Annotated in this window: 14 protein-coding genes; 6 read left to right on the top strand and 8 right to left on the bottom strand. The window is 57.1% G+C overall.

From position 1 onward, the window contains the following. The first annotated feature begins 34 nt into the window (after positions 1–34). From QA596_01545 to rpmE, 5 genes are all read left to right on the top strand, one after another. On the top strand, positions 35–2,068 hold the full coding sequence (locus QA596_01545; GenBank protein MDG5766131.1) for a glycoside hydrolase family 13 protein: 2,034 nt from the start codon (positions 35–37) through the stop codon (positions 2,066–2,068). Positions 2,069–2,222: 154 nt separating this feature from the next. Beyond that, complete coding sequence (locus tag QA596_01540) at positions 2,223–2,765, top strand: hypothetical protein (GenBank protein MDG5766130.1); 543 nt, start codon at positions 2,223–2,225, stop codon at positions 2,763–2,765. 29 nt (positions 2,766–2,794) lie between these two features. Further along, positions 2,795–3,679, top strand: a complete 885-nt coding sequence (locus QA596_01535; GenBank protein ID MDG5766129.1) for an aminotransferase class IV — start codon at positions 2,795–2,797, stop codon at positions 3,677–3,679. After that, the gene (pabB, locus tag QA596_01530; GenBank protein MDG5766128.1) at positions 3,639–5,141 is read left to right on the top strand and encodes an aminodeoxychorismate synthase component I; all 1,503 of its coding nucleotides are present in this window, start codon (positions 3,639–3,641) and stop codon (positions 5,139–5,141) included. The genes QA596_01535 and pabB overlap by 41 nt, the downstream gene beginning before the upstream one ends. Before the next feature lie 159 nt (positions 5,142–5,300). Further along, a complete protein-coding gene (rpmE, locus tag QA596_01525; GenBank protein MDG5766127.1) occupies positions 5,301–5,513 on the top strand; it encodes a 50S ribosomal protein L31 in 213 nt (70 codons plus the stop codon). Between the two features lie 57 nt (positions 5,514–5,570). On the opposite strand, the gene QA596_01520 is transcribed toward rpmE, so the two are convergent. Continuing rightward, positions 5,571–6,299, bottom strand: coding sequence for an NRDE family protein (locus tag QA596_01520; GenBank protein ID MDG5766126.1), 729 nt, complete (start codon positions 6,297–6,299; stop codon positions 5,571–5,573). A gap of 211 nt (positions 6,300–6,510) precedes the next feature. Between QA596_01520 and QA596_01515 the strand changes: the two genes are divergently transcribed. After that, positions 6,511–7,158, top strand: a complete 648-nt coding sequence (locus QA596_01515) for an MBL fold metallo-hydrolase (GenBank protein ID MDG5766125.1) — start codon at positions 6,511–6,513, stop codon at positions 7,156–7,158. 22 nt (positions 7,159–7,180) lie between these two features. Here QA596_01515 and QA596_01510 read toward each other — a convergent pair whose 3' ends face one another. The 7 genes from QA596_01510 to pgsA all read right to left on the bottom strand — a co-directional run bounded on the left by QA596_01510 (position 7,181) and on the right by pgsA (position 13,282). Further along, positions 7,181–7,804 carry a hypothetical protein gene (locus QA596_01510; GenBank protein MDG5766124.1) on the bottom strand — a complete coding sequence of 208 codons (624 nt, stop codon included), beginning with the start codon at positions 7,802–7,804 and terminating at the stop codon, positions 7,181–7,183. A 78-nt stretch (positions 7,805–7,882) separates the two neighbouring features. Beyond that, positions 7,883–8,572, bottom strand: coding sequence for an LptE family protein (locus QA596_01505; GenBank protein ID MDG5766123.1), 690 nt, complete (start codon positions 8,570–8,572; stop codon positions 7,883–7,885). Beyond that, a complete protein-coding gene (locus tag QA596_01500; GenBank protein MDG5766122.1) occupies positions 8,559–10,064 on the bottom strand; it encodes a sigma 54-interacting transcriptional regulator in 1,506 nt (501 codons plus the stop codon). The genes QA596_01505 and QA596_01500 overlap by 14 nt, the downstream gene beginning before the upstream one ends. A gap of 16 nt (positions 10,065–10,080) precedes the next feature. Then, the gene (gene miaB / locus QA596_01495; protein ID MDG5766121.1) at positions 10,081–11,442 is read right to left on the bottom strand and encodes a tRNA (N6-isopentenyl adenosine(37)-C2)-methylthiotransferase MiaB; all 1,362 of its coding nucleotides are present in this window, start codon (positions 11,440–11,442) and stop codon (positions 10,081–10,083) included. A 49-nt stretch (positions 11,443–11,491) separates the two neighbouring features. Then, on the bottom strand, positions 11,492–12,139 hold the full coding sequence (gene pyrE, locus QA596_01490) for an orotate phosphoribosyltransferase (protein ID MDG5766120.1): 648 nt from the start codon (positions 12,137–12,139) through the stop codon (positions 11,492–11,494). A gap of 86 nt (positions 12,140–12,225) precedes the next feature. Further along, a complete protein-coding gene (locus QA596_01485) occupies positions 12,226–12,708 on the bottom strand; it encodes a phosphatidylglycerophosphatase A (GenBank protein ID MDG5766119.1) in 483 nt (160 codons plus the stop codon). Beyond that, positions 12,689–13,282 carry a CDP-diacylglycerol--glycerol-3-phosphate 3-phosphatidyltransferase gene (gene pgsA, locus QA596_01480; GenBank protein ID MDG5766118.1) on the bottom strand — a complete coding sequence of 198 codons (594 nt, stop codon included), beginning with the start codon at positions 13,280–13,282 and terminating at the stop codon, positions 12,689–12,691. Before pgsA ends, QA596_01485 begins: the two co-directional genes overlap by 20 nt. Positions 13,283–13,295: the final 13 nt, after the last annotated feature.

Here is a 13,295-nt window from a genome sequence, read left to right as displayed (position 1 = left end):
CACACCGGAAACACGGCGCAAAAGCTCACAGTCCATGACCCATTTTGTTTTAAAACGGCTTGTTTTAGCTGTTACTCTGATGCTGACCGCAACCGTTGCATCCGGTTGCACCTCCACGCAAATGGATGCCGGGTCCTATGCAGCCACACAGTCCGCTGACATGCACCCGGATTCCGGATCCGCCGCTGCCGATCAGGCAGACAGGGGAACAACTGTCGAATCCCCTCCCGGATCCATAACCCCAGGTGTTGAGATATCCGGGGAGGATGTGACCGGCGCCAATATCCCCGACTGGGCGGTCGACGCCGTCTGGTATCAGATCTTTCCCGAGCGATTCCGAAACGCGGATCCGTCCAACGACCCGGTGCCCGAACGCATCGGCGATCCGCACTCCTGGGGTCTGGGCGCCCCGGATGGATGGGAAATCTCACCATGGACCGGCGACTGGTACCAGCGCGCCGACTGGGAGCAGCGCGTCGGACCCGATTTCTACGATTTCGTTTTTACCCGTCGCTACGGCGGCGATCTGCAGGGAGTGATCGACAAGCTCGATTACCTGAGCGATCTCGGCATCACCGTCATCTACCTCAACCCGGTCTTCGACGCCGTCTCCCTGCATAAATACGACGCCAGCCACTTCCACCACATCGATCGGCACTTCGGACCCGACCCCGAGGGCGACATCGAAATCATGGCACAGGAAGATCCGGCCGATCCCGATACCTGGCAATGGACTTCCGCCGACAAACTGTTTCTGGAACTGGTGGATGAGGCCCGCGCCCGTGGCATCCGTATTGTGCTCGACGGCGTATGGAACCATGTGGGCCGCGATTTCTGGGCGTTTCGGGATGTGCTTGAGCACGGAGCGGCATCCCGCTATGCCGATTGGTTTAAAATCACCGAATTCAGCGATGAATACGAGGACGGGTTCGACTACCAGGGATGGTGGGGATATAAAGGCCTGCCCGAGTTTACCGAAGACGATGACAATCTGCATCCGGAGGTCCGGGACCACATCCTCGCGGTTACCGAGCGCTGGATGGCGCCGGATGGCGACACCGCCCGCGGCATCGCCGGATGGCGGCTCGATATGGTTGAGGAGGTCGGACACGGATTCTGGCGCGAATGGCACAACCTGGTGTACGAGCTCAATCCCGAAGCGCTGACTGTCGCCGAAATCTGGGACGATCGCGCCCGCGATTATGTCGCCGACGACCTGTTTGGCGTAGTGATGAACTACCGGTGGGCCTTCGCCACCCACGCGTTTCTGGTCCGGCAATCCAAATCCCCCTCCGAATTCGCCGGCCGCCTGGCGGATCTGCTCGGCGATTTTCCCGAGCGCACCAACCTGGCCATGATGAACCTGCTGGATGGCCACGATACCGAGCGTCTTGCATCCATGATCGTCAATAACGAGTACGGCTACAAAGGTGGGATGGATGACGAAGAACAGAGCAAGATCCGGGATATCGACAATACATACGATGTCCGCGCTCCGGATGAACAGGAGCGCAGGATCCATGAACTCGTTGCGCTGTTTCAGTTCACCGGACCCGGTGCCCCGATGGTTTACTACGGGACTGAGGCCGGGATGTGGGGTGCCGACGACCCCGACGACCGCAAGCCGATGGTCTGGCCCGATCTCGATTTCGACGATGAAATCAACCATCCCTACTCCCGCCGGCGTCCGCGCGATGCCGTTGCCTTCGACCATGATCTGCATGCACGGTACCGATTGCTGGCACGAATCCGAACTGAAAGCGAGGCGCTCCGCTCCGGGGCCTTCACTCTGCTGCTTGCCGACGACGATTCCGGCCTCCTGGCCTTTGCGCGTCATACGGCCGATGACCTGGCGCTCGTCGTCCTGAATCGCAGCGATGAACCGCATCATCTGGAACTGGATCTGAAATCCTCTGGCCTGGCGACTGCTACTCTGCCGGATCATGAAGGCCGGCGGTTTGTGGACCGCATCACGACAACCGAATACCGGCTGCATGACAACCGCCTGGAATTGTCGCTTCCGCCGGAAAGCGGCGCCGTACTGATTCCGCTGACCAGGGAGGAGTGATATCGGGGGAGTGAAAATTGCTCTGCGGCTGTAATTCCCGGATGCCGTTTTTTAAGGGGACGGAGGAAATGTCACGGCAGTGGAGCCCGGCCGTTTCAAAGCTTCATGGCACAGGCCGGTGGTTTCCCGCAACCCTTGTTCGTATCTTTCCGGCATGCGCATTGACCCCAAATATTTCAACCAGTTTATGGTGGTGGTGGCGGTATTTTGTATCGCCGCTATTGCCCTGGCCAGCTACCGCTATGTCGACAGGCAGGAACAGCGTTTCATGGACAGGATGGAGCAAACACCGGCATCGGAGCTCCATTTCCTGACGATGGACGGTGACACGCTTCAACTCGACCCGGAGCGAACCACCGTTATCCTGTTCTGGGCTACCTGGTCGGGGCGCTCGCTGGAAAGCCTGTATGAACTGTATCAATGGCACGACTCCTATCCACAGTTCGAAGTAATCGCCGCATTTGTGAAGGACGCCCCGGAGTTCGCGCTGGCACATAACCGGGAAAGCAAAGAGCGGTTCATGCTGGTAAACGGGACACCTGCCTATCAGGACCTGCGGGTGCCCGGGGTGCCATCGGCCATCATCCTGGACAGTCAGGGCCGGGTCGTGGCGACCGAAGTCGGTTCCTCCAGTGTGCCGATATGGCAGAAACTTTCGACTCGCGACCAGCTGCACTCTTCCGAAACCGCCTTGTGACCGCCCGAATACCGTCCGAGAATCAGCTTATGCAATCACATAATAACCTCCGCAATATCATTTTGGATGGAGATGTGCATCCAGCGGATGAGGCTGTGCTGAGCCCGTTCTCCCGGCTTGCCGCCTACGGGGAGGGCTGCTTCGATACCGTGCGCCTGTACAGCGGCTACGCGCTGCGACCGAATGAACATTTGCATCGCCTGAAGTCGGGAATGACTCATCTTGGCCTTGCACTGCCACCCGCCCTGCAATCCGCCGAATCGTTCCGGAAACTGCTGCACCGCTTTCTGGAAGTCAACGATGCGCTTCGAATGGATGTGAGGCTTCGAATCCAGGTTTGGGCGGATGACCATACCACGGGATACCGGCCGGGTAACCGCACCTGCCGATACATAATCACCGGGAGTTCGGTTTCTGCACCCACGTCACCTTTTGTATCGCTTATCACCAGCAGGGTCCGCAGGATTCCCGCTGCCTCACTGCCTCCCGATGTGAAATGGTCCAATGGCATCAACTATATACTCGCCGCACGCGAGGCGGAACAAGCCGGCGCCGACGACGCCCTGATGCTAACACAGGACGGCCACCTCAGCGAAACCACCATCGCGAACATCTTCTGGAAACGGGGGGATACGGTGTTTACACCGGCCAGATGCTGCGACCTGCTGCCGGGTATTACACGCGGCCTGCTGATTTCCGCCATGAAACAGGCCGGCTGGAAAGTGTGCACCGGAAACTTCCTGCCGCATCACCTGAGGGAGGCCGATGTGGTTTGGGCCTGCAATTCGGTGAGGGAGTGGTACCCTGTGCGAGAACTGGACGGTGAACCGCTGGGATTTGATGAAACCGCCTGGGACTCCTGCCATGCATTGTTTGAAAAGCAAAAAACCGAAGAGCTGGTCCATGTGTGTTGATGTGAATCAGGATGGGGGGGCGGGTACCGGCCGGGAGGCTGCGGAGATGAACCGCCGGTTTCCGGACAAAACGGCCATGAACCAATGGATACGCGCCTATCTGCAAAGGAAGCGAAGGAAGGGGCCTGTGGTTTTTCTGGATTCCCAGCTCGAGGGGCATGCCGCCTCCGAAATCGGATACATCGCCTCCGATCCGCAAAGTGTCATCCGCGGCCGTACCGATGAGTCAACGAGCCGGAACCTCTGGGATGAGCTGGAGGCGTACCGGCAGGATCAGCGCGACTGGCTGTTCGGCTGGCTTGGGTATGATTTGAAAAACGATCTTGAAGAGCTCCGATCGTCCAACCCGGACCCCATCGGCCTGCCCGATCTGTTCTTTTTTGTACCGGCGGTTGTTATCGCGGTGAATCGGGCCCAGCTCACCGTGACGGTTCTCAAGGGCGGCCGGAGTGAGTTGTTCTGTGTCGATGATCCGGCCGTTCGCCAGGACGAAAACAGCCGCCAGAATGCGACCGGGTACCAGAACTCCGCCGTTTTCCAGGACCCGGCCGGCCGCCGCGATCCGGTCCCGCAGCACGAATCCCGCTTTCATGAAGCATCGCCAACCGGCAACACCGGTGGACCCTTTGTAACTGGGCCGCTGAAATCCGGCGACGGATGGGAAGCCTACCGGGATAAAGTGAGCCGCGTCATTGCATACATCGCCAGGGGGGACACCTACGAAGTCAACCTCACGCACCAGCTGCAATCTGACTTTCACGGCGATTCGCTCGACCTGTTCGACGCCATGAGGGAATCGGGTCCGGTGCCCTTTGGCGCCTGGATCCACTGCGATGAGGATACCGAAATATGCTGCGCCTCGCCGGAACGTTTCCTCCAGCTCAAAGACGGAGTGATCCGGTCTCAGCCGATCAAGGGAACCTCGCCACGTGGCGAAACCCGAAGCGACGATGAGCGGATCGTCTCCGAAATATTGCACAGGGAGAAAAACCGTGCCGAAAATGTAATGATTGTGGACCTGGTCAGGCACGACCTCGGACGTATCGCAAAAACGGGAACCGTACGTACCGACGCGCTGCTGGAAGTGCAGACCTTCGCGACCGTCCATCAGCTTGTATCCACCATATCCGCCGTCCCGAAAAAGGGTCTTTCTCCGGTGGATATGATCAGGGCCTGTTTTCCGATGGGTTCCATGACCGGCGCTCCGAAAATCCGTACCATGCAGATCATTGAAGAGCTCGAATCCTATCGCAGAGGGCTCTACTCCGGGGCGATCGGCTACATCACCCCCAAAGGCGAATTCGACTTCAATGTGGTTATCCGAACCGCCATCATTAAGAACGGCCGGCTGTTCTATTCCGTCGGCGGAGCCATTACCGCCGATTCGGATCCCGCCGAGGAGTGGGAAGAGTCATGGCTCAAGTCCAGAGCGTTGACCGATGCCGGTAAAAACACGCGGTGACCGATGCCGCTGCCAATCAAAACGCGCGGTGACCGCTACCGATGCCGCCCGGCGCACACAGTGACCGTTCATTAAAAAAAGATTGCCCCTGCTTGAACGAGCCGTGTAAAAGTGATATCTTAACGGTTCTAATTAGCAAATTTAAAATTTGAGCTACAGATGAAAAAAGGCATTCATCCCGAATACAAGGAAATTACAGTCGTAATGAGCGACGGGTCGGAAATCGTTACACGAAGCACGATGAAGACCAAAGAAGGCGTGTACAAGGCGGAAGTGGATTCCAAAAACCATCCGTTTTATATCGGCAGCCAGAAGATGATGTCCGCTGCCGGACGGGTAGATCAGTTCAAGCGTCGTTACGGCAAGAAGTAACCATTTGTCCTGATCGTTTAGCGGATCCCGGCTTGATCACCGGTTTTAGTGGCAGGTTCATATGCTTTCCAGCGTGTGGGTCTGCCATTTTTTTTGCCGGTCGGGAAGGCCTGCCATGTAATGCATCCGGATCGGCCCATCCTCCCGAAATTCCGCGACTGTGGCCGATACCGTTTGAATGGCGATACCGCCCCGGCTGATCTCAAACGCAAAGGCCCCCGGCCCCTGATCCCGGTGGGTATGCAGGTTTTGGATGCGCTTCAGATCATCGCTGTACCCCCCTTTCAGATACGCTTCAAACACCCGACTTCGCGCCTGTCGGACCCGCTCCTCCTCCTTTCCGGCGGAAACCCAGAGGCCCGCACCCCGGCCCTGTGCAGCATCCCTCAGCTCCTTCCCGTCGAAATGCCACAGATGAACTCCGTTCGGGGTGGCCATCACCAGCCGATACGGAGAAAACGACCGCTCATGCAACTTCTCAAGCCGTTGTGTGACCTCCATCGCCGACCGGCAGTCAATGACTTCCGGGATGATAATACCACGGCTTACCGGCGCAGAGGCTTCCCGGTTGCTCTGGTAGTCGTTCATCAGGGCAAATGCGCAGCCGGTTTCGGCCAAACCGATCCAGGTTCCCCCGGCTTTGCCGTCCACCGGCCAAAGCGCCCTGACCTTCCCGGAGCCATTTTTTTTGGGAGGAAGCGCGCCTTCCCTGGTTTTTTGCTCATCCCGGTTGGAAGCAAGCAGAAAAGAGCCGGGTCCGGTGGGAAGGTAGGTTATCGTACACATCTTAAAGGGAATTCGTTATCTTGTTGTCGGAAAACGGGTCGCCGCTAGCGGCACGCGATGGGCGTATATGTCGGTTCAGAGCTGCGGCGCCAGAGCCGATCACTCCACTGCGCGCGTACGGCTATCTGCCCGTGGCCGCGAAACCATCGCACCAAACATCAACTGCCGCCGGCGGATTTGGAACCATCGAAATAAACGACGGGGAATGACCATGCAAGTACAACTCGAAGCCTTTGAAGGGCTCAATCCCTTTCAGGAAAATGCCTTTCTGGTTCATGATAACAAAATTGCCCATCTGTTTGATCCCGGCTTTTCCAACAGTCAGGAGTGGGAGATACTGCTGCGAAAACTCAAGGATCAGAAGCTGAACGTTGAGGCGATTGTCCTCACTCATGCTCATGTCGATCACATCATGGGCCTGCAAAAGGCGCTTCAGTTGTTCAATGTGCCCGTTTACATGCATCGCGACAGTTTTGTGTTTATCGAAAAGTATCCCGAACAGGCCATGATGTTCGGGCTGGAGGCCGAGCCCATAACCGTCCGGCCCGAGTTCATTGACGCATCGCCCGCCCTGACCATTCAATCGCTGACCTATGACGTGCGCTTTACCCCCGGCCACTCACCCGGGCACCTCGCGTTTCACCGCAAGCAGGAGGGATGGGTGATCGTCGGCGATGCCCTGTTCGCCGGAAGCATCGGCCGCACCGACCTGTATGGCGGTGACTACGACCTGCTCGAGAAAAGTATTCGCGAAGAGCTCTATACACTGCCCGACGAGACGGTGGTCTGGCCCGGCCACGGAACCCACACCACCATCGGCTACGAAAAGGCGAACAACGCATTCATTCGCCAGGGATAGGCCGTGAGCGGCTGCTCGGCCGCTATTTTCCGCTCTCCATGAGACGCTCAATCTGGCTGATCTTGTCGTCGTACACGGAGGCTTTTGCCGGCTTTACCACGCGCAGCATTTTCAGCGTATTCACGGCTTCGCTGTAGCGGCCCTGTTTTTCATAGATCTTGGCCAGCGTTTCGGAGGCGATATCACCGACCTTCTCCGATTTTACCGACAGGTTCCGGTCATCTGTAATGTCCGGAGAAATGGTGATTTTCTTGTTCTCGGCAAAGGAGAGCTGCTCGATCAGCCGGTCCAGGTCCAGGGTGTGTCCGGATGGCGCATCTCCCGGCTCCCTTCCGTCATGCACGGGATCCGTCTCCTGAAACGGTTTCCAGGCGTCAAACCGCTGGGGATGCACCAGAAAATAGTGGAGATGCTCAAAAAGCGGACTGCCCGGCGCGCAGCATTTCGCCTTCAGGGCGTAATGGATCGCCTCTTTCTGCTGCTGATTGTTGTGATACAGCCACGACAGCAGAAAATAGCCTACCGCATCCATTCCCCGCTTTTTCAGGTGGGATTCCAGATTGGCGATTCCCTTCTCCGGGTCGCTTTCAAACTGTGTCAGGTAGGAGCTAAGGCTCCGGGGAATGTCGAATGGTAATCCTTGCATGGCCGGACATGGTTCTAAGTTGTGCCACCAATATAGAAACCTGGCTTCATTTAAAAAAGCGAAGTGTCTGGTGGATGGTCACCAATCGCCCATCGCGTCGTTGAACATGTTATCGGCGATTCGGGTAAGCGCCTCGAACGCGGCTTCGTTCTCCCCGTCGATGGCGTCACCGCTCGGGTCGAATTCGAAGGTGCCGGAAAAGTTCTTATCCCATTTGGGTTCGTCATCCCGGCTGTAGGTGTAGGAAGCACGGACGCCGATCTGAACCCGGTTGAGAGAAGCGCGCTGGTCACCGGCCACACTGAACGGACGGTTGGAGTAGGAGGTGATCCGCCCCTGGAGCACCACATCCGCATCCTCCTGTGAGCTTGTGAGCGTAAGGCGGGTTTCGTTGACAAACCGGTTGATGAGCGCGTCATTGAGCAGGTCGCTCAGGTCACCCAGGCCGCTGCCGGATTCATCCGGGAAGAAGGGGATGTAGATGGTCCGGACATCCGAGGGGATGCTCACTCCCGTAAAGCTGTATCGCAGGCAACCGCCAAGGCTGCCCGCCAGAAACAGCACCAGTAACAGCGCTGCAAAGGGCCCCGACTGCAGGCACGCTATCCGGTTTGCCCGCCGACGGGCATTCCCGCTGTTTCCCAGGTCCCGATCTTGCGCATTCACTACAGGCTTCCCGGCCGTAAAATACTGCTGCGCAGGCTGAAACTGTCCGGCGGGAAGTGAGGGCGCAGGCCGGCGATCTGCTCTGGAACTACAGGAGTTCATACTGGTCGATTTTTCGATAAAGTGTCCGTTCGCTCATGCCCAGCACCCTGGCCGCCTTGCGCCGGTTGCCGCCATATTTTTCCAGTGCCTGTGTAATCATGAACCGCTCAACCTCTTCGAGCGAAGGCAGTTCATCGGTATCAAACAGATCGAGAACCTTTTGCTGCTCTTCGGACAGATGCTGGCGGTTTCCGGCACTTGCTCCGGCACCGGGCCTGTGAGCGGCGTCGTGCCCGCGGGCGGATCCGGCACGGTCGGGAGAGCCGGAGGCGGGTTCTGCCTGACTCCCATGTGTATGCCCGGAATTCGGGTGGGCGCCCGTGCTCCGGCCGCCTTCAAACCCGTGTGCGGCGAAGCCTGATGGCGAATCACCGGCTTCCTCGGTCTGGTCATCGTCAAACTCCACATCGGAATAAGGCGCCATCCCCACCGTCATATCCGGGTCGTGAAGCCCTGTTTTGTCGGTATCGGGCGGGTTTTTGAAGTCATATCGGGAAGAGGGGGGAAGAGACTTCGGGAAATTTCCGTCCCGGAACGAGTTATAGAACAGGGTGCCCAACATCCGCTTCATGTCGCTCATGTCGTTTCTCATGTCGAGCATGGCGCGGTAAATCAACTGCAGCTCCCGGGTACGGGCGCTGTCCTGAGGTTCGTGATGGCCTTCATCGTGCCCGAACAGCATGGGCAGATTGTCGGCTGATCCCATTTTCTGCCGCCCTCCAAGATATTTGCGCAATACCTCTTCATCCACATACTGTGACTTTTCCAGGATTACGAGCTGCTCCGCCACGTTACGCAGTTCCCTGATATTGCCGGGCCAGCGGTAGGATAGCAGCAGCTTCCGGGCTTCGTCCGACATGCCCCGGAACACCGAATCGTACTTCCGGGCGAATTCGGTGACAAACTTGTGGAAGATGAGCAGGATGTCGCCGTTGCGCTCCCGAAGAGGGGGGATGTTGATGTTGATGGTGCTCAGCCGGTAGTATAAGTCCTCGCGGAAATCCCCCTTTTCAACGCTTTTCCACATATCCTTGTTGGAGGCGGCGATCACCCTGACATTCACGGAACGCAGCTTGCTGGATCCGACCCGGAAAAACTCTCCCGATTCGAGTATGCGCAGCAACTTGACCTGCACGTTCTTCGGGGTGTCGACCACTTCGTCCAGAAAGATCGTCCCGCCGTCGGCCTGCTCGAAGTAGCCCATGCGTGATTCATGAGCCCCGGTGTACGCACCTTTCTCATGACCGAACAGTTCGCTTTCAATGATACCTTCGGGGATAGCGCCGCAGTTGACAATGACCAGATTGCCGGAGCTGCGCGGACTCAAATCGTGGATTGCCCGGGCGGTTACATCCTTGCCGACCCCGGTCTCGCCGTTGACCAATACAGTGATCTCGGTCGGAGCCACCTGAAGCACCTTGTCGAGAGCATGTTTCAGTGCCTGCGACTCCCCAATGATACCGTATTTGTTTTGAAGCTGGGTTCTGTCCACCGGACGCTGGTATGATTTATGCGGTGACGGGTTCTTCTGCCGTTTCCGACAGGGATACTTTTCTCACTACACTCCCCTTTAACGTAGCGGATGTGGCATCGTGTATCTCCACCTCGGCATAGTCTCCGGGCTGCAGGGCCCCCTTGTCGAAAATGGTCATTTTGTTGGTATCGGTACGGCCGGAAAGCTGATCCTCCGACCGTTTGCTCCGGCCTTCCACCAGAACAACATGGCGTTTGCCGATTTCAAGGCGGTTCCGCCCGGAGGCGATTTCCTGCTGAAGCTGAATAATTTCGGACAGCCGCCGTTTTTTGACCTCTTCCGGCACGTCATCGGTAAACTTGCGGTGGGCCAGGGTCCGTTCCCGCTCCGAATAGGCAAACATGTAGGCCAGGTCGTACTGCACCTGTTTCATCAGGTCGAGGGTGTCCCGGTGCTGCTGCTCGGTCTCGCCGCAGAAGCCGGCGATGATGTCGGTCGAAAGCGAGACTCCGGGGATCATGGCGCGCATCTTGTCGATCAGCGCCAGGTACTCCTCACGGGTGTAGGTCCGGCGCATGCGCTCCAGCACCTCGCTGTTGCCGGATTGCACGGGTATGTGAATATAGTTGCATACATTGTGCCGCTCCCTGATCACATGGAGAAATTCGTCGGGAAAATCCTTGGGATGGGAGGTTGAGAACCGGATGCGCATCTCCGGGTCGATCAGGCTGCACTGGTACATCAGCTCCGCGAAGTTGCGGCCCTGGTGGTTGTAGGAATTGACATTTTGTCCGAGCAGGGTGACTTCCCGGTACCCCTGGTCACTGAGCATGCGGATTTCGTTGAGCACGCTTTCGACCGCCCGGCTCCGCTCGCGTCCGCGGGTAAACGGCACCACGCAGAACGAGCACATGTTATCGCACCCGCGCATCACCGACACGAAGGCCGAGACGCCGTTGCCCGTGGTGCGTACCGGCGTAATGTCTGCATACGTTTCCTCCTGCGAGAGGATAACGTTAACCGCCTTCCGGCCGTCTTCCACCTCCGAAAGCAGATGCGGAAGATCGCGGTAGGCGTCCGGGCCCACGACCAGGTCCACCAGTTTCTCCCGTTCCAGAAATTTCTCACGCAACCGCTCGGCCATACAGCCCAGAATGCCCACGACCATGTCGCCGTTGCGCTGTCGCTTCATTTTGCGGAAGTCGTTCAGGCGGTTCCAGACTTTCTGCTCGGCATTGTCCCGGATGGAGCAGGTGTTGATAAAGACGACGGACGCCTCCTCGGGGGTGTCGCACGGACTCATGCCCCGCTCTACCATAATGGAATTGACGATTTCGGAATCGGCAAAATTCATCTGGCATCCGTAGGTCTCGATATAAAATTTTTGCTGGGTCAAAACAGGCGCAGTTTGGTGATAAAAGAGGGCAAACGTATCAAGGTGACGATTATGGTGCAACCGGCCAGGTTTCCGGATGCCGGCGCCACTCATTCAGAAAATCGACATCACTGTGGCGGATTTTGCCCTTCTCCAGAGCCACATCCACAAGCGTTTCGTAGTCGGTCAGTGAATAGAACGGGATGTTCTGCTCCGAAATCAAATTGTTGGAGACATCAAAGCCGTAGGTGAATATGGTGGCCAGTCCGTTTACCCGGGCACCGATGAACTGAAGCGCCTCAAGTACCGATAGCGCGGAGGCTCCGGTGGAGATCAAATCCTCAATAACCACGGTCGATTCCCCCTTGCGGACCCCGCCCTCGATCTGGTTGCCCATGCCGTAGGCCTTGGCTTTGGCTCTTACATAGGCCATCGGCAGATTGAGTCGCTCCGCCACCCAGGCGGCATGGGGGATACCGGCGGTGGCGGTACCGGTAACGACATCAATGCCGGCGAATTTCTCTTTGATCAGCTCGGTAAAAGTGTCGGCGATTCGGCTGCGTATATCGGGGTAGAGGATGGTCAGGCGATTGTCGCAGTATATCGGAGAATTCCATCCCGACGACCAGACGAACGGGTTGTCAGGACGCAACAGTACCGCATTGATATCCAGAAGGGTACCCGCAAGTTCTCGGGCAAAAGTTTTATCGTAAATCATAGCTCATAAATTCGAATCTGCGATCCGCCCCGACCGAATTCGTCAGGGGCTGTATGAGCCTTGCCGGAGTGCCAGGACGGAAAAAATTATATAACCACAAATATAACAAATAACAGGCACATTTGTGCATACATGCCGGCGACGATATCATCCAGAAGAATACCCCAGCCGCCATCCGTATTCTGCAGCGCGCCGATGCCCAGCGGCTTCAGGATATCGAATATGCGGAACAGGATAAACCCGAACAGAAATACCAGCAGGTTGTATTCCCAACTGGTGTAGATGGGGATGAACAGGAATACCACCGCCTGGCCGGCGATTTCATCCGTAACGCATTCGGCCGGATCAGGACCGTACGCTTTTTCCATGCCGTTCGCGGCCAGCAGGGTGAGCCCGGAAAAAACGGCGGCAACCAGCAGAGGGCCAAGCAGCGGATGGATATAGACCGACGCGAAGTAGATCAGCGGCAGTGCCGCAATGCTTCCCCAGGTACCGGGAAACTTCGGCAGGTATCCGATATATCCTGCTGTTCCCGCAAGGATGGACCAGCTAAATTTTTGTGGTTGCACGACGGAAAAGTTTGCGGTTGATGTAGAGGTATTCCAAAGCGGTGTATACCGTGAAAACCATCACAAAGATGAACAACCATCCCAATAATCCCAAATTAAGAAAATATGTTGCCGTATCTCCGACAAATCCGCCGGCCTTGGCAAGCAGGGCGGTGAGCAGGGCGGTGTAGAGAAAGATCATCTGAACCATCGTTTTGGCTTTTGCCAGGCTTCGGGTCTCCATAACCACACCCCGGTAATCGGCCCAGACCCGCAGCGAGGTTATGGCGATATCCCGAACAACGATCACAGCGATTATCCACCAGGGAAACTGCGCCGGATCAATCAGCGGCAGGCAGATAAAGCCTGCAAAGGTGAGTATCTTGTCGGCAAGCGGATCCAGAAACATGCCCAGGCTGGAACTGACCTTGAGGCGGCGGGCCAGGTAGCCGTCCAGGTAGTCGGTGATCGCAGCGACAATGAACACCACCATGCCAAGGGCGGCCCAGAAGAAGGCATCTTGCAGATAGAGGTAAACAAAAAGCGGGGCCAGCAGGATCCGCAGCAGACTCAATATATTGGGGATTCGTTTCACATGTCAAAGATAA

This window comes from Balneolales bacterium ANBcel1 (genome assembly GCA_029688905.1).
Classification (GTDB): Bacteria; Bacteroidota; Rhodothermia; order Balneolales; family Natronogracilivirgulaceae; genus SLLW01.
This window is presented reverse-complemented; position numbering and strand designations above follow the sequence as displayed.